Source organism: Pseudoalteromonas sp. SG45-2 (genome assembly GCF_014164115.1).
Taxonomy (GTDB): domain Bacteria; phylum Pseudomonadota; class Gammaproteobacteria; order Enterobacterales; family Alteromonadaceae; genus Pseudoalteromonas; species Pseudoalteromonas distincta.
Genome location: NZ_JACJEO010000016.1, coordinates 40598 through 62840, shown reverse-complemented (window position 1 = coordinate 62840; position 22243 = coordinate 40598). Strand labels below are relative to the sequence as shown.

The 22243-nt window shown below is 38.0% G+C and carries 18 protein-coding genes; 7 read left to right on the top strand and 11 right to left on the bottom strand.

All coding sequences use genetic code 11. The features are described from left to right. Nucleotides 1-34: 34 nt before the first annotated feature. The gene (locus tag H5116_RS12860) at nucleotides 35-1399 is read right to left on the bottom strand and encodes a M17 family metallopeptidase (RefSeq protein WP_154902923.1); all 1365 of its coding nucleotides are present in this window, start codon (nucleotides 1397-1399) and stop codon (nucleotides 35-37) included. A gap of 87 nt (nucleotides 1400-1486) precedes the next feature. Then, complete coding sequence (locus tag H5116_RS12855) at nucleotides 1487-1909, bottom strand: hypothetical protein (RefSeq protein WP_002959004.1); 423 nt, start codon at nucleotides 1907-1909, stop codon at nucleotides 1487-1489. A gap of 103 nt (nucleotides 1910-2012) precedes the next feature. Here H5116_RS12855 and H5116_RS12850 point away from each other — a divergent pair, with 103 nt between their 5' ends. From H5116_RS12850 to H5116_RS12840, 3 genes are all read left to right on the top strand, one after another. Then, complete coding sequence (locus tag H5116_RS12850; protein WP_154902924.1) at nucleotides 2013-2186, top strand: oxidoreductase-like domain-containing protein; 174 nt, start codon at nucleotides 2013-2015, stop codon at nucleotides 2184-2186. 317 nt (nucleotides 2187-2503) lie between these two features. Continuing rightward, complete coding sequence (locus tag H5116_RS12845) at nucleotides 2504-5086, top strand: TonB-dependent siderophore receptor (protein ID WP_182716321.1); 2583 nt, start codon at nucleotides 2504-2506, stop codon at nucleotides 5084-5086. Nucleotides 5087-5335: 249 nt separating this feature from the next. Continuing rightward, nucleotides 5336-6769 (top strand): sulfotransferase, encoded by a 1434-nt coding sequence (locus H5116_RS12840; RefSeq protein WP_182716320.1) that lies wholly within the window; start codon nucleotides 5336-5338, stop codon nucleotides 6767-6769. Nucleotides 6770-7035: 266 nt separating this feature from the next. Here H5116_RS12840 and H5116_RS12835 read toward each other — a convergent pair whose 3' ends face one another. Continuing rightward, nucleotides 7036-7938 (bottom strand): alpha/beta fold hydrolase, encoded by a 903-nt coding sequence (locus H5116_RS12835; RefSeq protein ID WP_182716319.1) that lies wholly within the window; start codon nucleotides 7936-7938, stop codon nucleotides 7036-7038. Nucleotides 7939-8066: 128 nt separating this feature from the next. Between H5116_RS12835 and rlmF the strand changes: the two genes are divergently transcribed. Together rlmF and ltaE are read left to right on the top strand one after the other, a co-directional pair. Beyond that, a complete protein-coding gene (gene rlmF / locus H5116_RS12830) occupies nucleotides 8067-8999 on the top strand; it encodes a 23S rRNA (adenine(1618)-N(6))-methyltransferase RlmF (RefSeq protein WP_182716318.1) in 933 nt (310 codons plus the stop codon). 40 nt (nucleotides 9000-9039) lie between these two features. Further along, nucleotides 9040-10044 carry a low-specificity L-threonine aldolase gene (gene ltaE, locus H5116_RS12825; RefSeq protein WP_182716317.1) on the top strand — a complete coding sequence of 335 codons (1005 nt, stop codon included), beginning with the start codon at nucleotides 9040-9042 and terminating at the stop codon, nucleotides 10042-10044. On the opposite strand, the gene H5116_RS12820 is transcribed toward ltaE, so the two are convergent. The 8 genes from H5116_RS12820 to H5116_RS12785 form a co-directional block, all read right to left on the bottom strand. After that, nucleotides 10027-10611, bottom strand: a complete 585-nt coding sequence (locus tag H5116_RS12820) for a thymidine kinase (protein WP_182716316.1) — start codon at nucleotides 10609-10611, stop codon at nucleotides 10027-10029. The genes ltaE and H5116_RS12820 overlap by 18 nt on opposite strands. 82 nt (nucleotides 10612-10693) lie before the next feature. Further along, nucleotides 10694-11488: an amino acid ABC transporter substrate-binding protein gene (locus tag H5116_RS12815; protein ID WP_182716315.1), complete on the bottom strand. Its 795-nt coding sequence runs from the start codon at nucleotides 11486-11488 to the stop codon at nucleotides 10694-10696. 72 nt (nucleotides 11489-11560) lie between these two features. Next, nucleotides 11561-12031 carry a methylated-DNA--[protein]-cysteine S-methyltransferase gene (locus tag H5116_RS12810; protein ID WP_182716314.1) on the bottom strand — a complete coding sequence of 157 codons (471 nt, stop codon included), beginning with the start codon at nucleotides 12029-12031 and terminating at the stop codon, nucleotides 11561-11563. Further along, complete coding sequence (locus H5116_RS12805) at nucleotides 12031-13383, bottom strand: DNA-3-methyladenine glycosylase 2 family protein (RefSeq protein ID WP_182716313.1); 1353 nt, start codon at nucleotides 13381-13383, stop codon at nucleotides 12031-12033. The genes H5116_RS12810 and H5116_RS12805 overlap by 1 nt, the downstream gene beginning before the upstream one ends. 73 nt (nucleotides 13384-13456) lie before the next feature. Then, nucleotides 13457-14068, bottom strand: a complete 612-nt coding sequence (locus H5116_RS12800) for a superoxide dismutase (protein ID WP_182716312.1) — start codon at nucleotides 14066-14068, stop codon at nucleotides 13457-13459. A 15-nt stretch (nucleotides 14069-14083) separates the two neighbouring features. Further along, nucleotides 14084-14590, bottom strand: coding sequence for a hypothetical protein (locus H5116_RS12795; RefSeq protein ID WP_182716311.1), 507 nt, complete (start codon nucleotides 14588-14590; stop codon nucleotides 14084-14086). A 79-nt stretch (nucleotides 14591-14669) separates the two neighbouring features. Beyond that, complete coding sequence (locus H5116_RS12790) at nucleotides 14670-15152, bottom strand: GNAT family N-acetyltransferase (RefSeq protein WP_182716310.1); 483 nt, start codon at nucleotides 15150-15152, stop codon at nucleotides 14670-14672. A gap of 12 nt (nucleotides 15153-15164) precedes the next feature. After that, complete coding sequence (locus H5116_RS12785) at nucleotides 15165-19928, bottom strand: PAS domain-containing protein (protein WP_182716309.1); 4764 nt, start codon at nucleotides 19926-19928, stop codon at nucleotides 15165-15167. Nucleotides 19929-20179: 251 nt separating this feature from the next. Here H5116_RS12785 and H5116_RS12780 point away from each other — a divergent pair, with 251 nt between their 5' ends. Further along, on the top strand, nucleotides 20180-21046 hold the full coding sequence (locus tag H5116_RS12780) for a cation diffusion facilitator family transporter (protein ID WP_182695204.1): 867 nt from the start codon (nucleotides 20180-20182) through the stop codon (nucleotides 21044-21046). Nucleotides 21047-21160: 114 nt separating this feature from the next. Continuing rightward, the gene (locus H5116_RS12775; RefSeq protein ID WP_182716308.1) at nucleotides 21161-22231 is read left to right on the top strand and encodes a PepSY domain-containing protein; all 1071 of its coding nucleotides are present in this window, start codon (nucleotides 21161-21163) and stop codon (nucleotides 22229-22231) included. The last annotated feature ends 12 nt before the right edge of the window (nucleotides 22232-22243 follow it).

Genomic DNA, 22243 nt, shown 5'->3' with positions numbered 1-22243 from the left:
ATAAAGCTCAAGTTTTTACTATTGAATCAAAAACTTACTTATTAAAACGATTTTGTAAGTAGTTAAATACAGCACGAATACCTAATGCTTCACCACCCGTTGGACGACCTGGTAATGCACGTAAGTTCCATGCCATTACATCAAAGTGTACCCACGGTGTTGTTGGTTCAACAAATTCTTTTAAGTAAAGCGCTGCGGTAATAGCACCACCAAACGGTGTGCTTGCGCAATTTGCCATATCGGCTACATCACTTTTTAGTAAGCTTTTGTATTGCTCAAACAACGGAAGTTGCCAAACAGGGTCATGTACACTTAAACCGGCGTCAATAATGCCATTTGCTACATCGCGCTCTGTTGAGAAAAAGCCCGGAAGCTCCGTGCCCAGTGCAACACGACATGCACCCGTGAGAGTAGCAAAATCAATAATTAGCTCAGGATTATCGTTTTGCGCTTCGCTTAATGCATCACACAATACTAAGCGGCCTTCAGCGTCTGTATTATCAATTTCGACCATAATACCTTTGCGCGTTTTAATAACATCGCCTGGGCGAAATGCATTGCGCGATACTGCATTTTCAACCGCTGGTACAAGTACACGTAATCTAATTGGTAAGTTAGCTGCCATAATAAGCTGCGCTAGTGCAATTACATGCGCCGCGCCGCCCATGTCTTTTTTCATGTTACGCATACCAGAGCTTGGTTTTAAATCAAGTCCGCCTGAGTCAAAACATACGCCCTTACCGACTAGCGTAATTAATGGAGCATCTGTCGCGCCCCATTTTAAATCAAGTAAACGCGGTTTATTTTCGCTTGCACGACCCACCATATGAATAGTCGGGTAGTTTTGCTCTAGTAACTCATCGCCAACCCACTGTGAAAATTCGCCATTGTAAGTTGCAGCTAAATCTTCCATAACTTGCGATAAATGTTGCGGCATCATATCTACCGCTGGAGTATTAACTAAATCACGTGCAAGTGTAATGGCATCAGCTTGTTGGCTAATGCGTTCATATAACGCTTTATCGCTAATGGCTAATTGCGCCTTTGCCGTTGGCTTTTCTTTATATTCACTAAATTCGTAACCACCAAGTACAAACCCTAAAGCAACCTGCTCTACAAAAGCGCTGTCGCCTTGAATTTGATAAGTACCTGTAGGAAGTGTATTTGCTAAATTACCCGCAGCCCAAAAATCATCGCTGCTTTGCATTAGACAAAATACCTGGCTTAACTCGCCCGTTTTAGCATCAGGAATTAAAGCAACACCTTGCTTTTCAAAACCTGTATTAGTTAACCAATTTTGTATAAATGCAGGCTGCTGTGCTTGCCAGTCAGATAATTCGTTTTTAAGAATAAAAGATAAAGGAATACCAGAAGATGTATGACGTAGTAATGCACTCATTAAAAAGCTCATATAATATAAAAATGGTACTTAAGAGCATATCAATAAGCGCACCTAAAAGGTATCGCTAATTTGAAGGGATTTTAGCTACTTTTTTAAGCTATTTTTAGATTCTTGCTTTTGATTTTCTTGATCTATTTTAGCATCTAGTTCTTTAATAGATTTGTTCATATTAAACGAACTTGGCAGTACATCAACTCCTACCAAACTCCCTAATTTAACAACTAAAGGAATTGTAAGCGGAGCAAAAGGTAATACAGCAAATACACCGAGCCCTAACCCTTTTAAAATATCAACAAATTGCTCATTTGCGCGTTTTAACTCTTCTTTACTTGTGTGGCCTTGAGTGTAACGCCTATAAATAGAGAGCATTTCTTTAGTTTCTTGTTTTTCTTGGGCGAGTGCGATTTTAAGCGCCACCATAGCACGGCGAAAACGCAGCTGTTGGCGTTTTTTACTAATTTTAACTACCCGCCAAGGTGCACGGTGAATAACTTTATATAATCGCATAACTTTTATTTTCACACAGCAGCACAGGTTCACAAAGAATAATTTACTTTCAACACCCTTTAACTTACCCTTTGCACCAAATTAGTATTAAATACATACAACAATGCAGAATATAACAAATCAATTACCGCAAAAACCTGAAAAACCAAAATCGGATGAATGTTGCGGTGGTGGCAGTTGCTGTCCCTGCGTATGGGATGAATACAAAGAAAAATTAGCAGCTTGGCGGTACGCACAAAACATTGAAAACCCCACAAAAAAAGATACAAATAAATAACATTTAAATGCAGTTAGCGCATTAATATTCCCCTCAACAGCCTTATTTGCACTTATTTAGTTCATTTTAGTTTTACTTTGCACCACTGTTGCATTTTTTCTTAAATTGAATCTTTTTGTTATCAAACGGTTAATTAGTAATTGCCCTTCCTGTTTTTTATCTATAGTCTGTAGATAGGACTTCACAAAAAGTAAGCTTAATTGATTAGGCTTTTGAGCTAAAACCTCAAACTTATGTGAAACAAAAAATTAAGTTAAAAACAAATGATGTGAAATTCACATCAAAAATAAGAATTATTCTAACTGGGGAAAATTAGAATGAAATTAAAAAGTAATGCGCTAAACCAAGCAATCAAATTTGCTTTAGCTACAACCACTGCAGGGTTATTTATTTCTGGATCTGCTATTGCGGCAGACGAGCAGGAACAAACTAAAGTAAATAAAAACGTTGAGAAAATTGCCGTAGTAGGTACGCGTTCAGCTCCACGTTCAATAGGTGACTCACCGGTTCCAATCGACATTATTGGCGGCGAAGAGCTTGAAAAGTCAGGTAACACTGACATGCTTGAACTTTTAAAAGGTGCAGTACCATCGTTTAACGTACACCAAAACCCTATCAGTGATGCGGCTTCTCTTGTTCGTCCAGCTAACTTACGTGGTTTACCGTCAGACAGCACATTGGTTCTTTTAAACGGCAAACGTCGTCACCGTGCTTCTGTAATCGCATTTTTAGGCGGTGGTATTAACGATGGCGCGCAAGGCGCAGATATTTCAGTTATTCCAAGCATTGCGATTAAACAAGTAGAAGTACTTCGCGATGGCGCGGCTGCGCAGTATGGTTCTGATGCAATCGCCGGTGTAATGAATTTCCAACTAAAAGACGCTTCAGAAGGTGGTAAATTAGAAATCCGCCATGGTCAATTTTATGAAGGTGATGGCGATACAACACAAGTGTCGGGTAACGTAGGTTTACCGTTTACCGACAATGGTTTTGCTAATTTAAGCTTTCAATATAAAACAGCTGATGCAACAAGCCGTTCAGTTCAACGTGCCGATGCTGCAGCACTTTCAGCTGCCGGTGTGCCTGAAGTATCTTCTCTTGCACAAGTATGGGGTGCACCAGAAGTAGATGACGATATTACTATTTTTGGTAATGTGGGTTTAGAGCTAACAAACGACTCTGAATTTTACATGTTTGGTAACTACTCTGAACGTGATGTACGTGGCGGTTTTTATTACCGTAATCCGCAAACACGTTCTGGTGTTTACTCAAATGATGGTGGCGAAACATTACTTGTTGCCGACACAACACCTGATATGAGTGCAAACTGTCCAACTATCACAATAACAGACGGCAATGTACTAGATGATCCTGCTTACATAAATGGTGTAGCAAACAACCCAGATTGTTTTGCCTTTAATGAGATGCTTCCAGGTGGTTTTACACCTAACTTTGGCGGCAACATTACTGATACTTCTTTAACTATTGGTACTAAAGGTCGATTCACTGGTGGCTTCTTAAAAGATACTTACTATGACTTAAGCGGTACTGTTGGCTTAAATGAATCACGTTACTTTATTTACGACACGGTTAATGCCTCTTTAGGTGCAGATACACCACGAGACTTCAGCCCGGGTAAATACGAACAGCTAGAGAAAAACTTTAACTTTGATTTATCAAAAGGTATCGACTTTGGTTTAGCTTATGATGTAAACATTGCCGGTGGTTTTGAGTGGCATGAAGAAACATTTACTATCGTCTCTGGTGATGAAGCATCTTACACAGCAGGCCCTTTAACAGAACAAGGCTTTGGTATTGGCTCTAACGGCTTTCCTGGTTTTAAACCATCACAAGCGGGTGAATTTTCTCGCCGTAACTATGCAGCATATGTTGATGTTGAAGCACCGTTTACTGAAGACTTTTTAATGGGCGTAGCACTTCGATTTGAAGACTACGACAGCTTTGGCACTACCACTAACTACAAAGTAATGGCTCAATACCATTTAACTGAAGATTTAAATATTCGTGGTTCTGTAAGCAGTGGTTTTCGTGCACCAACGGTTGGTCAAGCTAACGTAAGTAATGTACAAACAAGTTTAGATGGCGGTGTATTACAAGATTCAGCGCTTCTTCCACCCACAAACCCAATTGCAGTGCAATTAGGTGGTACAGAGCTTGAGCCGGAAGAATCACAAAGTTATACGCTTGGTGCTGTATACACAATTGGCGAATTATTTTTAACGCTTGATTACTACAACATCCAAGTAGATGACCGTATTAGCCAATCAGATAAAATCAACTTAAGCCAAGCAGACAAAGATACCCTTGCAGCAGCAGGAGTACCTAATGTACAAGGTCTTGCTCAAGTAAGCTTTTTTACAAACGACTTTGACACAACAACACAAGGTATCGATTTAGTTGCAAACTATACAGCTGAATTAATGGGCGGTAGCTCTACATTTAGCCTTGCATATAACTGGAATGATACTGAAGTAACTAAATTTAGTGAAATTACAGGTGCGTTTAAAGTTAAGCGTTTAGAAGAAGATTTACCTAATCATCGTGCAACGTTCACATTGTCTCAACAATGGGAATCAGTTTCTGCATTTGCTCGTGCAAACTACTACGGCGAATACCAAGGTGTTCACGTTGATTATGATGCAACAGCTAAAACAGCAGATGCTGCAGTCACTATTGATGCTGAAGTAACTTACTTCTTAAATGAATCAGTTAGCTTCTCTGTAGGTGCTCAAAACTTATTCGACCAAGATGCTGAAAAACTTGATTTTGCAGATGCAACGGGCATCCCTAATAACAACTGGGGTGGTCAGTTCTACGAAACATCTCCGTTTGGTATTAACGGTGGCTTTTACTACGCTAAAGCAACATATACTTTTTAAACTATTTTCATGAAGAACCAAAGGCGAAATGTTAAAGACATTTCGCCTTTTTAATTTTATAGTTAATAAAAATAATAATGAACAATACCAATTGCATTGAATAAGTGTTCTATTATAGCGCTCAGAAAATAGCGTAATAACAAGGCGAAAACTATGATATATAGTTGCTCTATATGAATAATTTTTAACGCAGTGAGTACGCTATTTAATGCGATAGAATGATTATTTTTTAATATAATTGGTATAACTATGCTACTTGAAAAAGCCAACCAACTACTGCAACAAAATAAACTCAAAGAAGCCGAGTTCCATTTTAAAGCAATTTTAAATAGTAACCCTGAAAATGGTGAGGCTTTATTTGGCTTAGGCAGAATTGCCTTACGACTAGAACGTTACGACGCTGCTGTATACCTACTCCAAAAAGCCTGTGAGCGCTTGCCTCATATGCTTGAACCATTACATGCCCTTGCTGATGCTTTTAACGGTGTTCATTCGCCAAACGATGCGCTAACGGTGCTTAAATACGCAAAAAAATTAGCAAGTCATAATCCAGAACCTCATTATTACTTAGCACAGCACTATTTAACACATGGCGAGTTAGATAAAGCTCATACAACTTTTGCTCATGCACTCAGCATTGGTGTATACCCTGTAACAGCCTATATTTTATTTGAACTTGTACAATTAGGTCGCTTTGATAAAGAACATAATTATGTAAGTAATTTGCACCACTTATTAACTCAAACTAGTAATTTACGTTTAAAAATGGTGTGTTACTACGCATTAGCAAACAGTTACGATGCACTTGAGGATACCAAGCAAGCATTTAATTATTTTATATTGGCGAATAAATTACAAAAAAAATTAAGTGAATTTGACACTAGAGATTTAATCCCTTTTTACGATGAAATAATAAAATACAACACCGAGGAGTTTATAGCCTCTGCCGATAAAAAATTTACGGGTAATATCACGCCTGTATTTATTATTGGCATGCCTCGTAGTGGCTCTACCCTTATGGAGCAAATGTTGGCAAGCCATAGTCAGTTTTCGAGCCTAGGAGAGAGCACGAGTATTAGTAATAACGCAGTTGCTTTTATCGAACAAAAAACGGGAGTGACTTACCCGCAATGTTTAGCACATTTAACGCCGGATTTAATCAAAAAAGCCCGCGAGCTGTATATCACAACATTAAAAACAGCATCGCCCATCAGACCTTTTATAATAAATAAACTGCCGAGTAATTATCAGTCGCTCGGACTTATATATATTCTATTTCCAAATGCTAAATTTATAAATTTAAGTCGTGATTTTAATGCCACTGCATTTTCTATCTTCACTAATTACTTTGCTGAAAACGAGCCTTACTTTTGCTCACTACCTGAGTTTAAGCTTTATCATAAGTTGTATAAAAAACTGATGAGCCATTGGCACTCTTTTAAAGAGATGCCAATTTATGATGTCAGTTACGAAGATTTAGTGAGTAACCCAAAAGAGCAGCTAACGCAGTTACTTGGTTTTTTAAACTGTAGTTTTGAAGAGCGCTGCTTAGCGTTTTATAAACAAAAAACACCGGTAACGACCTTGAGTAAACATGCTATTCGCCAACCTATTAATAATGCCGCAATCGCTAAGTGGGAGCGTTACAAAACACCTCTTCTAAAGTTACTTGATGAGAATTAATTAGGGCCTGTTTATCTTTCGAGGTTAAATTTGCAGTAGGCTGTTTGGTATTTAGGCAAGGCAGAGCCTATGTAGTGTGGTTGTTCCCCATAAATAGGCGATAACGCAGCATAAAGACCAAACATCCACTGCCCTTTGGGTTCTCTCTAGGGACGATTAACTCTTTGTTGCTCGGTTTTACCGAGCCCACTAGGTTACAAACTTCGCGCCGTGATTAAATCTTCCTTGGATTGAACAAATTTTAATCCTGAAAGGTCAACAGGCCCTTACGGATGTGCTTTAAACCAATTAAGTAAATCTTTAAATTGATCATCACGCGCACTTGGGTGGGTAAGCATATTAATATGATCGTAATCAAAATTATGCCCGTGTTTACGACCGTAAATTTGCATTTGTTGAATGCCTAGCCCCGATTCGTCCATAAATTTTTGAATATCGATTGGTTGCGCTAATGCTTTATCTTTTACCGCAGCAATATGAAGAGTTGGTGGTAAATGCAGATTGTTTAGCGCTTTTGCATAATCAAAATTATCATCAGAATCTATCCATGGCTTCTTTTTAGCCCATTGCATACTTTGATAATGCGACTTTTGAGTTTCGTTATCGCTTCCCCACTTATAACCTTTAGCATTTAAATAGCCATGTTTTTTAGCAAGTAAAGGTGCCATAAAATACCAAATTAAATTGGCTTGTAATAATTTTTGAGGATGATTATTAAATAAAGAACGCTTAGAGCCAAAATACACACATGCTTTAACGTCGTTAATATATTCTGGAAAACGTGCAAACGCGCTGTTCATCAATACCCCGCCCCAAGAGTGAGCAACCCAGTAGTCTGGCTTTTTGCCTTCAATCAACTCTATTTGCTTAATAAAGGCAGGGATGTCTTCTAGGATAGACTCAGTTTGTCCATATTCGGACTCGCTCGAAATGATTGGCTTGCTATCACCTCGGCCACGTAAATCAGCCACATAACATCTATACCCATGCTCAGCTAAAAAAGGGGCAAGTCCTTTATTAGAGTGCGTGTAAAAAATCTTACCGTTTTCTATTGCTCCATGCATAAAAAATACGATAGGCCCTTGCTTATCTTCATCGCTAATACGGCGTAAATGAAGTGTTTGCTGATCAGCTACATTAATAATTATTGATTGCTGAGAAATTGCCACAGTTATTCCTTTTTATTATTTTCAACTCATCCTACCAGTAATATTAAATATACCAAAGGAAATGTCTGCACTTTACTCATCAGCATTTGTTACAATCACCACATCATATCTGTTGTTAAAATGAAGCCATGAAAGAAAATAAAGCACGTTCAAAATTACACCCTCGTAACCTACATAAAAATGGGTACGACTTCGATTTATTAACAACAGAGCATCCTGCTCTACTGCCCTTTGTTATAACCACACCTGCAGGGACTAAAAGCATTGATTTTAGTGACAACAAGGCTGTTAAAACACTCAATCAAGCTCTTTTAAAAGCACATTATAATATTGATTTTTGGGATATTCCCGAGCACAACTTATGCCCACCTATACCTGGGCGTGTTGACTACATTCACTACTTGGCCGACCTATTAAGTGATGATAATCAACAACAAATACCTTTAGGTAAGCAAATTAAAGTGCTTGATATTGGCACTGGCGCTAACTTAGTTTATCCGCTTACTGGTACAAGTGAATATAAATGGCATTTTACTGGGACTGATATTGATACAGCCTCGGTGAAAATAGCAAAGCAAATAGCCCAGTTTAATGGTTTAAAAATAACCCTAAAACAACAAAAAAACGCATCACATATTTTTGAAGGCGTTATAAATCAAAAAGATCTATACCATTTAACGCTCTGTAACCCTCCGTTTCATGCAAGTGAAGAAGAGGCAAGTAAAGGCAGTGAACGTAAATGGAAAAACTTAGGAAAAACACCCAGTAGCACGCTTAATTTTGGTGGTCATAATAATGAATTGTGGTGCGAAGGCGGTGAAGTACAGTTTATCTCTAATATGATTAAAGAAAGCGAAGACTTTGCAGAGCAAGTACTGTGGTTTACGTCGTTAGTCTCTAAAAAAGATAATATTGCAGCCCTTGAAGAAGTATTAAAAGCTCACCCAATAGCACAGTATAAAATTGTTGATATGGCACAAGGTCAAAAAATTAGCCGCTTTATTGCTTGGACCTACTTTGATAAAGACACTCGTGAGCAAATTTGTAGCGAGCTTGATTAATACCAATTTTATTAAAAATAATAAAAAGGATAAGGCAATCATGATAGATTTTCGCTCTGATACAGTTACAAAACCAACAAAAGAAATGCGCGATATTATGTACAACGCACCGGTTGGTGACGATGTATATGGTGATGATGAAAGCGTTAACCAACTAGAAGCCTATGCGTGTAAGCGTTTTAATTTTGAAGCCGCACTTTATTGTAGCTCAGGCACACAAGCCAACTTACTTGCGTTAATGGCGCACTGTGAGCGAGGTGACGAATACATTTGTGGCCAAAATGCTCACAATTATAAGTTTGAGGGTGGCGGCGCAGCTGTATTAGGATCTGTTCAGCCACAGCCTATTGAAAACGAAGCTGATGGCAGCATCCCTTTTAGTAAAATAGCAGCGGCTATAAAACCAGACGATTGCCATTTTGCAAAAACGCGATTGCTCAGCTTAGAAAATACCATTGGCGGAAAAGTACTCCCGCTTGAGTACTTAGCCCAAGCACGTGACTTTGTTAATACGCATAGTTTAGCGCTGCACTTAGACGGCGCACGTGCTTTTAATGCCGCTGTTGAGCTAAAAGTTGATATCACTGAAATTACAAAGCACTTTGACTCAGTTTCTATTTGTTTATCTAAAGGTTTGGGGGCGCCCGTAGGCTCTTTATTATTAGGCTCACCAGCACTTATTAATAAAGCAAGACGATGGAGAAAAGTACTTGGTGGCGGTATGCGCCAAGCCGGAATGCTTGCAGCCGCTGGACAATTTGCACTTGAGCACAATGTAGAGCGCTTAAAAGACGATCATGAAAATGCACGTTATTTGGCTCAACAATTAAGTGAAATCAGTGGCTTTACTGTCGATATGACTAACACCACTAATATGGTTTACGCAACATACAGTAGCAGTATAAATATTAAAGATATTGCTGAAGCGCTTAAACAACAAGGCATATTATTTAGCCCAAGCAAGCAGCTTAGGCTAGTTACGCATTTAGATATAACCCGCGAAGATATTGATACATTTTTAAATGCTTTATCGGCCCATATTTAACGCGGCTTTATAATGTTTGCGGCATACCGAAACATATCGGTCATTGCCGCCAATTTCTACTTGGTTACCATCGGCTATTGCTTCGCCATTTTCATCGGTACGCAGTACATGGTTTGCTTTACGTCCACAGTGGCAAACAGTTTTAAGCTCAACTAACTTATCAGCCCACGCAAGCAAATATTGCGACCCTATAAATAGCTCGCCTCTAAAGTCGTTACGCAGGCCATAACACAATACCGGTATACCGAGTTCATCAACCACATCGGTTAATTGCATTACTTGTTCTTTTGATAAAAATTGGCACTCGTCAACTAACACACAATGGCGCTTTTTATCATCATTGAGTGATTGAATAAGATCAAAAACATCTTTACTGGCATCAAATACATGCGCATCAGCTTGCAACCCAATACGAGACGATACTTTACCCACGCCTTGTCTATCATCAATGGCAGCAGTCAGGATCACAGGTTCCATGCCACGTTCTTTATAATTAAATGCAGATTGTAATAACGTGGTTGATTTACCTGCATTCATTGCAGAGTAGTAAAAGTATAATTGAGCCATTGCGGTGCCATTTTATAAAAAGTGCGCTTATGCTACCTTAATATTAAATTAATACCAATTTACAAACGCGAATTTAATGAGTTTATTTAAGTGTTTGTAAGTATTTAATATACACAGGTGCACTTTCAAATTTTGATAACCACTGCCACATTTCCCAACTTAGAGCATTATTTTCTTCATAGAATTTTTTTGAAAAAACAAGATAACCATGGCTAGTTTCGTAAGGGGGAAAAATAGGTTTAACATTATTACCCTCATACGGATAACTCGACACTTTTAAGCCATCTACTTGGCATAGATCAACGCTCGCCTGCACTACCCCCTTATCTAGCAACTCAAAAGCTTTGCTTTTAGAAAACGTATTATGAATAAAAAATGGTTCTTCTTTTAACGCGCTATTTAGCCCATAACCATTAGGAATAGCTATCGTAAATGCTTTATTTTGAAATACTTCACGAGTCTCCCATTCCTTATGAAATTTATAACGCCCTATAAGACAGCTGCCAAATTCACTTACTGCGTAGTCATCTTGTAACTTACCTTGCTCATCAACAGGATAAACAGCAACGTTTTCTCGCCCTTTGCGGTAACTTGCAATAACAGCATTAACTCGATTAAATTCTAAATCGTTTAAGCATCTACGCCATGGCTTTCTAACAAATGATATTGCTACATTGGGCAATGCTAAATCAAGTTGTTGAAGTATTTCGATTGATGCACCAGGTTTATCTGTTGGTATATTTTGGCCATCACCTAAAAACATGGGTGCTATATTTTTGTCTTCGTAACAAAACACGAGACTTTGCGGCTTGCTAAACGCAGTAGCGGTAAACATTAAACTGGCAATAAAAAAGTACACTAAGCTATTAATACGCATAATAATTTTTATTAGTTGATTATTTAAATTATAGGTTGAGTTAAGCAGACTGGCTATATTTTATCAATTAATTTACATTAATCCTTCGTGTTTCAGCAACCACAGTTTCCTTTCAAGCCCACCAGCATAGCCCGTTAACTTTGCATTTGCGCCAATAATGCGGTGGCACGGTACAATAATACTAATCGGATTTTTACCATTAGCAGCGCCTACTGCCCTCACTGCTTTTGGGTTATTGAGTTGGTTAGCAATATAGCCGTATGTTTGCGATTGTCCAAAAGGCACCGTTAATAGTGCTTGCCATACACTTTGCTGAAATACCGTACCGGTTGTATCAAGTGGTACATCAAACATAGTGCGTTTTTTTGCAAAGTACTCATTTAACTGCGCAGCGCAAATAAGCACCGCCTTGTTAGTAACTTGCTCAAATGGCGTATAAGAGTGCTCAACTGGAGGATAAAACCCAACGTAACTCACACCTTTATCAGTCGCTTGAATAATTATGTCGTCTATAGGGCTCGAAATTGATGTTTGAATGATCATTATAATTGCTGCCAAAGTTGAAACGTTAAGTAAGAGCGAAAAGGAGCGCAATTAGCAGGCTCAAAAGGGTTTGCCGCCGCTTGAGCTTTTTTAACACCTAAGTCGCCATCAAGTAATATATCGGGTTGGCTTTGTCCTCGCAGCTTTGCATAATTTACTGTCCAAGGACCAATTCCCTTTAAGCTAAGCCATTCGTCTAAATCGTCATTTTCAGGATTTAGTGCACAAAATTGGGCTAAGTTGTGTAGCGCATTTTTGCGTGCTTGTGGCATTTTAAAAAATGCAAAATCACTATTAGCAACAATTTTAGCCGTAGGAAAATAAACGGCATCGCCCTCTTTTTCGCCTAATTCATCAACTAACTTTGTTACTAAATTATGCGCTGCAGTAACACTCACTTGTTGCCCAAGTACCGCTCTTATACCGGCTTCAAAACTTGACCAAATCCCCGGAAGTCTGAGCCCTTCGCACACTGTAAACGCATTGTTTATATTGGCGCTTAAATGCGTTTCAATTAAATTAATATCGGCATCTAAATCAAGCACACGGCGTATATTATTTATAACTGTTTGTAAGTACGCCGTATTGTCTATATTGATAGACACACTAAAGTGGTTTTTACTCGCTATAAATTCAGCGGTAAAGCTTCCTTTATATTTCTCAGTTGCAAAAGTACGCCCGTAGCTCGTTTGTGTTATCCACTCCATTGGTTTTATCAAGCGCCTTTGTAAAAAGCCCTGCAAAGCAGGCCAATTATAAGGCGGCCTAAATGGCAGGGTTAAAGTGAGTGTTGACGTTGGTTTTTTATCGCCACTGCGCAGCTTCGAGGGAGCTATATTTAACTGCTGTAAAAATGCATCATTAAAGCGCCTAATGCTTTTAAAGCCTGCAGCAAACGCTATTTCGGTAAGGGGTAAATGTGTTTCTTGAATCAGCTTTTTAGCAAAGTGACATTGTTTAAATAATCGATATTGCGTAATCGACATGCCAAAATACTGCTTAAACAACTGCCTTAAATAACGACTACTTATACCTAAACGAGCTGCTAATTTTTCGCAGTCGTGCTCGTCATTTTGATCTATTAACTGTTTTGCTCTAAGTGCAGTCGTTTTTGTACCTTGCCATGCTGCGCTGCCAGGGGCACTATCGGGCCTGCATCTGATACACGGCCTAAAACCATCTTGCGCCGCGTTATGGGCAAACTGATAATAAGCAACGTTTTTTTCGTGAGCCGTTGGTGCAGGGCAAATTGGTCTGCAATAAATACCGGTACTTTTTACCGCTACGTAAAAAAGCCCGTCAAAACGAGGATCGCGACTCTGACGTGCTTTTTGCCAATGTAAAGTGTCCATAAACGGCTCTATAATTAATCTAATAGAGCCTAGCTTATAGAAAATAAACTGTATTACTAGCCATATTCGGCACTCAACTTACTGCGGCTAGGTAGCGTTTTTCAACTTCAGTCCAATTAATTACATTATAAAAAGCAGCAATATAGTCAGGACGCTTATTTTGATACTTCAAATAATAGGCATGCTCCCATACATCAAGTCCCAAAATAGGGGTATTTCCTTGCATTAAAGGGCAATCTTGATTAGCACTATTTTCTACAATCAACTTTTCATCCGGCGTTACAATTAGCCACGCCCAACCACTGCCAAATTGACTAATTGCAGCAGCAGTAAATTGGTCTTTAAACTTATCAAAACTGCCAAACTGTTCATTTATTGCCTGAGATACACTACCTTCAGGTTCACCTCCTCCTTGCGAGCTCATTACTTGCCAAAATAAGCTGTGATTAAAATGCCCTCCTACATGCTCTTGTACTGCTTTTTGTAAATCACTAGGCAGGCTATTTATTTCCTTAAGTAATTTTTTAGCATTTGCGTTTGCATATACAGTATCTGCTAAAGCAGCATTGGCTTTATTGATATACGTTTGATGATGCAATGTGTGGTGAATATGCATTGTTTTACCATCAATATGAGGCTCAAGCGCATCATATTCATAATCAAGTGCTGGCAATGTAAACGCCATAAATTACTCCTTATTTTAATGTAGCAGGCTGTTTGTTGAGTTTTTTGAGCATAAGCAAAAATTCACTTGCTCTATTAGCTCAGGTAAAAAATGATAGCGTCTTGCAAATGATACAAGTTCAGAGGAAGTTTTAGTGTAATGATGCTTGCTCACTTTTTGTATATCGTAATGAGTATGCTTAATTAGCGAACAGAGTGTTAAGTGTACTTCGCATAGCCATTTGCATGCATTTTCAGGCTGTTGCAAAGCTATATAGGTATCAGCTAAATTATGCGACGCAACAACAAGTGCAGGTATGCAATGCTCAATAGCATGGATGACATTGTTATTAATCTGAGCATATAAAAACTGCTGAAGAAGATGATCTGCAAGTGTTTTAGCTAATAAGTATTTATCGCGGGCTTCGAGAAGTGCACCTTGTTCAAATGCATAATTACCTTGCATTATATTCGACTGCCAAGGGCTTAATGCTTGATCAAGACAAAGTAAATCTGAGTGGGATTGTTTTTGATTTGAGATCATATAATCATCTGCACGTTTATTTATGGGCGTGTAGTTAACTTACACACCCACAAACCTAAATACAAATGATTTTCATTAATTATTTAGCAAAGTCTAGTAATTCCTGCCCTGTTAAGCGATATATAATCCATTCGTTTTGCGGCTTTGCACCAATGCTATTGTAAAAATCGATAGCGGGTTTATTCCAATCAAGCACTACCCATTCAAAACGACCACAGTCATTACTAGTCGCCTTATTAGCTAAGTGCTTCATAATGGCTTTACCTGCACCATTGCCACGGCTATCTGGGCTTACGTATAAATCTTCAAGGTATAGGCCATTTTTACCTAACCATGTAGAGTAATTATAAAAATAGACCGCAAAACCAATTGGCTCATCACCTTCTAAACAAATTATGCTGTGCGCAGTAGCACCGTCGCTAAACAGCGTATCTAAAATAGCCTGTTCGTCTGTTTTAACTGCATCCGGTTCTTTTTCATATATGGCAAGTTCGGTAATAAAGTGCAAAATTGTTTTCGCATCACTTGGTTTTGCATCACGTATTATAACGGGTTGGCTCATTGTATTTTTACCTTAAATATACTGCTCTAATTTATCTTTTAAAATATCTAATTGAATCGGTTTGCTCAAGTAGTCATCCATTCCAGCGGTTATACAACGCTCTTTATCAGAGTCCATTGCGTTAGCCGTAATAGCAATGATCCTAATGTTTTTGTGTTGTATACCCGCCATACCTTTACGGATAGCTGCAGTTGTAGCAAAGCCATCCATAACAGGCATCTGGCAATCCATAAGAACGAGCTTAAAGAAACCAGAATCGTGAGACTCTAATATATCTATCGCTAATTGACCATTTTCGGCAATTGTAACGTCACAATTAAGCTTTTTGAGCATTAATGTAGCCACTTGTCGATTAATTGGATTATCTTCTACAAGTAATATTTGGGTAGGTTCCTGCACCTTTTCTTTTTTAAGAGAGGAAATATAGCCTGAAGTAACAAGTGGGAGTGTCTCATCTGAATCATTACTTGTTATGACTGACAGTGCAGAAATTAAATCGGCAGTGGTTACAGGTTTGGGGAAATATGCCTGAAAGCCTGCATTAGAATAGCGCTGCGCACCTTCCATACCAGCAATACTGGTCATCATTACAAGTGGCATTGATTTATAATGTTCATGTGCTTTTAGTGCTTTACACAGCTCTATACCATCCATTCCTGGCATTTGCATATCAAGCACTGCAATGTCATACATGCAATTGTTACTTTTATACTGCTGCGCGCACATATCAAGAGCTTCGCGTGCGTCACATGCAAGCGCAACCTTAGCTCCCCAGTGCTCAAGCTGCTGTGAAATTACAATTCGATTTGTCTCGTTATCATCAACAACCAAAACGGTTAGCTCTTCCATATTAATATTAGGAATATAACGTTCTTTTTGATCTCCCGGAGTCAGCATTATAGTGGCAGTAAAAGTACTCCCTTTACCGGCTTCGCTAGTGAGAGAGATAGCCCCCCCCATTAGTTCACAAAGCTGCTTACAAATAGCCAGCCCTAAGCCACTGCCTCCATATTCACGCGTTGTTGATGCATCGACTTGAGAGAAAGGGGTAAATAATTGCTCTTGTTTTTCTAAACTTATTCCTATGCCTGAGTCCTTTATACTTACAACAAACTCTAAACCTTGAGCTACTTTATTAATTTTCGCGCTTACAACGACCTCGCCTTGACTCGTAAACTTAACGGCGTTGCTCAATAAATTAGTAATAACTTGGCGAATGCGCCCTGGATCGCCGCATAACTGCGAAGGCTCTAGCGCTACCAGATCCAAAATAATTTCAATACCTTTGTCTTGAGCTGTAAATGCTTGTGCGGCAGCAACTTCACCAATTAAATCACGTCCATTAAAGTTAATTTCTTCAAGCTCGATTTTACCTGCTTCAGCTTTAGAGAAATCTAAAATATCATTAATTACACCCAATAAAGAATGTGCACTTTTTTTGGCTATATCTACTTTTGTTTCTATTGGTTTAGATAGCGACTCTAATTGAACAAGCTCTAGCATACCGAGTACGCCATTCATCGGCGTTCTAATTTCATGGCTCATGGTTGCTAAAAATTGGCTCTTAGCAATGGCTGCATCTTCAGCTTTCACGAGTGCTACTTTTAGCTCCTCACTAATTACTTTTCGTTTTTGAGAAACTAAAGTGCTTCCCACTAAAGTAGCTAATGAGCGAAGATACGTTTCTTCACTTTGCGTCCAGTTGTGATGCTCGCCTACTGTTTCAGCGCACAAAATACCTAAATTACCATCGCCTGTTGCAATTACAGCATCAAGCATCGATTTAATATTTAGTGGTGTTACATATGCTTCAATAAAATCAACAGTTGCTGAGTGAGTATAAACATCATCAATAGCCACTAAATTATGTTTATAAATAGCATTAAAATAAGCTGGGTAGTCTTTAGCAGTTAAAATAGCGTCGGTATCTACAAACCCTTGACCATTTATATATAAGCAATGACACGTCATCACATCTCGTTTTTCGTTAAAGATCCATATCGAAGCTCGTGTAACATTTAGCACTTCACACATAGATTTAACGGCTAGCTTTTTAACCTGTTCTACATCACTATTTTGCACCTCAGGTGCGACTGTAAGCGCGGCTAAATTTTTGTTATAACGATTTGCTTTTTCGCTCTCAAGTTCAAGTCGTTTATGTGCATCAATACTTTGAAATGAACCAAACACACGTACACATTTACCGTCTTTAAGCTCAGCTTGGCCCATCGATTTAACCCAACGCTCTTGCCCAGAATAGGTCAAAATAATAAGCTCTACACTCCAGCTTTCACCTAAAGTCACTGCGCACTCAAATAAGGTACTTATAGTATCTCGGTGTATGCCTGGTTTATAAAAGTTAATAGCGGTATCTATGCTCGGTTCAAAGTCCTCTGGTACTTCGTGAATAACTTTAACTTCATCAGACCAATAAAGTGTATGCGCATCTAAGTCCATCTCCCATGCGCCAATCTGCCCTTGCTTACTCATTGATTCAAGTAGGCTTTGCTGACGATTTATTTTTAACTGTGTATTGTAACGCTCTGTAATATCAAAAATAAATCCATCTAAATACAATATGCTGCCATCATCTGCGTAAATGGCTTGGCCTTTTTCATTTACCCAATGTAAGGAGCCATCGCGGGCTGTAATCCTATACTCAACAGACCATGACTGCTTAGCGCTAACACAACGTAGAATTTCATCTTTTATTTTTTTAGAATCGTCTTCGCATATCAAATCAAAAAAGCTGGAGGGTTCATCATGTATCAACTCATCAGGTGAATAACCTGTTATTCCACTCGCTTGCTCGCTCATATAAAGCATGCTTAATTTATTATCAAACTTACATCGATAAATAATGCCAGGGATATTTGATACCAAAGATGCAAACCTATCGCGGCTTCCTTGTAGCTCAAGCTCTGTAGATTTTCGTTCTGATATATCTAAATGCGTACCTATCATACGTTTTGGAGAGCCATCGGTATTCCACTCAACTACTTTTGCAGTATCGAGTACCCAAATCCAATGTCCATTTTTATGCTTCATGCGGGCTTCACTAACAAAATAGTCAGTCTCACCGGCAAAGTGCTCTTGAAGTTTTTTATTTGATATCACTAAGTCGTCTGGGTGAGCATATGTATACCAAGTATCTATAGTACAAGGCTCAATCTCACTGAGTTTGTAACCTATTATCTCGGCCCAGCGGTTATTAAACGTCACTTTATTCGTATCAATATACCAATCCCAAATACCCACGGCTGTTGAGTCTATCACTAACTGTAACTGTGTTTTGTGTTGCTCAAGCTCTAGCTCTTGTACTTTCAGGGCTGTAATGTCATTACGAATAGCAATATAGTTTTGCGGTTTTCCATTTTCATCTAAAAATGGTGCAATCGTCGTATCTACCCAATATATGCCACCATGCTTAGCTTTATTGCATATTTGCCCGTTCCATATATCACCACGTTTAAGCGTTTTATACATATTTTTAAAAAATGCTTTTTCGTGTTTTCCTGAATTTAAAAGGCGATGGTTTTGACCTATTAATTCGTGTTCATCGTAGCCACTAATCTCACAAAATTTCTTATTTACAAAAGTGATGGTGCCATGCAAATCAGTTACAGCAACAATAGCGTGTTCATCTAATGCACTTTTTTGCTCGGCTAATTGTTTTAATGCAATTTGAAGTGCAGAGCGTTGCTTTTGTAATATACTGTGTTGCTCTTCTTTTACGGCTACTAAATTACGTAAACCCAATGAAAGCTGGTTAAACTCAATACTGTCGTTTATTACAGGGACTTTTACCTTATCTCCTTTTGTAATACTTTCAACAATTTTAGCTAAGTTAATTAAAGGTCTAGAAAGTCGACGCCCAAACCACCACGATGACGTTAATATAAGCAGCAATGCCCCCGCATTTGTTAATAAAGCAAGCTGTTTATAAAAATTAGCACCTTGTAGTGCAACTTCTTTTGGTTTTGTTACAAGTAATTGCCATCCAGATTCATTTAAAAACTCTAGAGAATCAATATACCCGTATAAAGTCTCTTCATTTTTATTACTGTAAGAAAAAACACGTTGCGTTGGGGAGCCGTTTTGAGAGAAAAATAATGGTTGAGAATCTTCTGAATTATTATTTTTTTGAATTTTATTATTATGCATAACATAAAATGTTATGTCTTTATTTGCAGCGTGTATTTTACTTAGATTATTTAATAAGCCGTTTAAATTTATATCTGCGAGCAATATGGCTTGTAGCTTATTTTCGGTATTTACTAACGGTAAGCCAATAATATGATACTCACGCCCTGAGACTGTCATTGACTGAAATTGGATTTTACCTGTATTTTTAATACCAGAGAGTATGTTATTAAAACGTTGATCTTTAATAATATTAAAAAAGGGTGATGAAGGTAGTGATTTAACGAGGTTTACATCAATAAGTTCTACATTATTAACAAAGTCGTACTGCTCAACAAATTGCGCTATTAATTGTTGTTTTTTAGTCGGGCTAATATCAAACTGCGCCCTAAGCAAATATAGATCCTTAACATGCTCTGCAAACCAAATATCAGCAAATTGCTTACCTATATTATTAAGCTCGTTTAGTTCAGCGTCTGCATTTTGCTTAAGCGTGCTATTTACATGTCCAAGGCTAAACCAAGTAAGTATACATAGTGGCCCTAAGGCTATAATTATAAAGGTTATAATTAACTTACTTCGAACAGACTGTCCTTTACCTGTTAATTCATCAAAGTTTAAACCTTTGTGCATGCTTAATATCCAGCAACTTATAATCATTTAATATTACTTACATTAATGCACTAAATATATAAAGACGCAAGTTTTGAGCGGTAAACTCCTTAAAAAATGGGTGTTTAGCGTTACAATATTAAATTCACACTTTTTAAAATATACGCCTTTATTACTAACTTATAATTAGATTTATTGACGCTACCACATCTGTAGCGGTTTTAAACCAGCCATGATATAAGCAATATTCAATTAATACATTTGAGGTCATTATGGCGCACGATCACTCACATAGTCATGTAGACGAAAACCAGAGCGATAAACAGCTAACCGTCGCTGTGGTTATTAATGTATTGCTAACCGTAGCCCAAGTTATTGGCGGGGTATTTTCGGGCAGTTTGTCACTTATAGCCGATGCACTTCATAATTTAAGTGATGCTGCCGCTATATTTATCGCGCTCGTTGCACGTAAAATTGGTAATAAACCTGCTGACACCACTCATCATTTTGGCTATAAACGCGCTGAAATACTTGCCACACTTTTTAATAGCAGTACATTGATATTAATTGGTGTGTATTTAATTTTTGAAGCCATTTCGAGCTATTTAAACCCTCAACCAATTAATGGTTGGATAGTTGTGTGGGTGGCAGCAATAGCATTGATTATTGATTTAGCAACCGCATATTTAACCTACCGAGCTGGCGCAAATCACAGTATAAATATAAAAGCGGCCTTTATTCATAACGTATCAGATGCAATGGCATCTATTGTTGTTATTATTGCGGGCACCTTAATTATTTTATACCAGTGGTATATCGTTGACTTAATTGCCACTGTGCTTATTTCTCTTTATGTAATTTATCATGGCATTTTACTATTAAAGCAAAGCTGCAAAATTTTAATGCAAGCAGCGCCTAGCAATATTGATATACACGCAATATCACATGCTATTAGTAATGAATTTAATATCGAATCGGTAGTTAGCATTAAGCTTTGGCAACTAGATGATAAAGAAAATTATTGTGAGCTTATTATTGGCACTCAGCACTTAATTAATTTGCCAGCAGTAAAAAGCTTTTTACACGACAATTTTAATATTGAAAATTGCATAATAGAAATCCGACCAATCGCAAATTAAAGCCCAATTTAATGCTCTTAATAACAAGCTAAACCAAATACATAACTATTTAATTGAAAACAGCTCGTATTATCATTTACAATATTGTCATTAACTCATAATGAGATACCGTTTTTGAAACTTTGGTTACGTAGAATTCATTTAGGCCTTGCCCTAATTAGCGGACTATTTTTATTAATAGTGAGCCTAACCGGTGCTGTTATGATTTATGCAAAAGACATACAGCACCTAATAGAGCCTGAGAAATGGCAAGTAACACCCCAAAAAAACTTAATGCATTACGATGAACTTATACAAAATGTACAAGCTCAAACTAAGCAAAAAATCACCTTTTTTATGCCCGAACAAGCGCCAAACGCAGCATGGCAATTTCGGTTAGCCAATAAACACTACGCCAGTGTTAACCCCTACTCAGGGAGTGTACTAAACATCTATGAATCAACCGATACGATTTATGGGTTTGCTATGGGATTACATCGTTGGCTGTTGTTTGAAAACAGTAAAGGTGAAAAAACCTTTCGAAATTGGATGTCGGTGTGTGCATTGCTACTTTTAATAAATGTATTACTGGGCTTTTATTTATGGGTAAAGCCCAAAAACAGAGTTAAACGTTTAGCTATAAAACCAAAAGCCAAATTTAGAGTGCTCATGTATCAATTACATACAGTGCTTGGTGTTTACTTTTTTATACCGCTTATGCTGATTGCCTTTACTGGTATGGCATTTAACTGGAAAACACAAACTCAATCGGTATTAGAATTTGTGACCTTAAACAAGGTAGAACAAAGACCTAAAGCACCAAAAGTAATAACCCCTTCTCAAGCTACTTTAAACTACAATGAAGCAATTAAAAATGCAGAGAACGTATTTCCAGACGGTAAATTATATAGAGTTTACTTACCTAAAAAGGATGACGAAGCAATTGCACTGAGAATGCAAAACCCTGGCGAAAGCCACGCTTACAGCTGGGTTTGGACTAACCCATTTACTGGTAAAGTATTAAACTCATTTGACGCCAGTAAAACTAACTTCGCAACACAAGCATGGAACTTCAAATATAAGTTTCACATTGGTGATTTTGCAGGTCCTATCGTGCAGTTTTTATGGTTATTAATAGCCCTTTCACTCGCATTTTTTATTGTAAGCGGTGTGTATTTCTGGTTAAAACGCCATAAATGGAAATAAATCTCATTAACA

What these genes read in the sequence shown, in the direction of transcription:
- H5116_RS12815 (WP_182716315.1), bottom strand. Translation starts at nt 11,488, where the DNA reads ATGCGTATTAATAGCTTAGTGTACTTTTTTATTGCCAGTTTAATGTTT.
- H5116_RS12795 (WP_182716311.1), bottom strand. Translation starts at nt 14,590, where the DNA reads ATGATCTCAAATCAAAAACAATCCCACTCAGATTTACTTTGTCTTGAT.
- H5116_RS12785 (WP_182716309.1), bottom strand. Translation starts at nt 19,928, where the DNA reads ATGCACAAAGGTTTAAACTTTGATGAATTAACAGGTAAAGGACAGTCT.
- H5116_RS12855 (WP_002959004.1), bottom strand. Translation starts at nt 1,909, where the DNA reads ATGCGATTATATAAAGTTATTCACCGTGCACCTTGGCGGGTAGTTAAA.
- H5116_RS12840 (WP_182716320.1), top strand. Translation starts at nt 5,336, where the DNA reads ATGCTACTTGAAAAAGCCAACCAACTACTGCAACAAAATAAACTCAAA.
- ltaE (WP_182716317.1), top strand. Translation starts at nt 9,040, where the DNA reads ATGATAGATTTTCGCTCTGATACAGTTACAAAACCAACAAAAGAAATG.
- H5116_RS12805 (WP_182716313.1), bottom strand. Translation starts at nt 13,383, where the DNA reads ATGGACACTTTACATTGGCAAAAAGCACGTCAGAGTCGCGATCCTCGT.
- H5116_RS12860 (WP_154902923.1), bottom strand. Translation starts at nt 1,399, where the DNA reads ATGAGTGCATTACTACGTCATACATCTTCTGGTATTCCTTTATCTTTT.
- H5116_RS12845 (WP_182716321.1), top strand. Translation starts at nt 2,504, where the DNA reads ATGAAATTAAAAAGTAATGCGCTAAACCAAGCAATCAAATTTGCTTTA.
- H5116_RS12790 (WP_182716310.1), bottom strand. Translation starts at nt 15,152, where the DNA reads ATGAGCCAACCCGTTATAATACGTGATGCAAAACCAAGTGATGCGAAA.
- H5116_RS12800 (WP_182716312.1), bottom strand. Translation starts at nt 14,068, where the DNA reads ATGGCGTTTACATTGCCAGCACTTGATTATGAATATGATGCGCTTGAG.
- H5116_RS12820 (WP_182716316.1), bottom strand. Translation starts at nt 10,611, where the DNA reads ATGGCTCAATTATACTTTTACTACTCTGCAATGAATGCAGGTAAATCA.
- rlmF (WP_182716318.1), top strand. Translation starts at nt 8,067, where the DNA reads ATGAAAGAAAATAAAGCACGTTCAAAATTACACCCTCGTAACCTACAT.
- H5116_RS12810 (WP_182716314.1), bottom strand. Translation starts at nt 12,031, where the DNA reads ATGATCATTCAAACATCAATTTCGAGCCCTATAGACGACATAATTATT.
- H5116_RS12850 (WP_154902924.1), top strand. Translation starts at nt 2,013, where the DNA reads ATGCAGAATATAACAAATCAATTACCGCAAAAACCTGAAAAACCAAAA.
- H5116_RS12780 (WP_182695204.1), top strand. Translation starts at nt 20,180, where the DNA reads ATGGCGCACGATCACTCACATAGTCATGTAGACGAAAACCAGAGCGAT.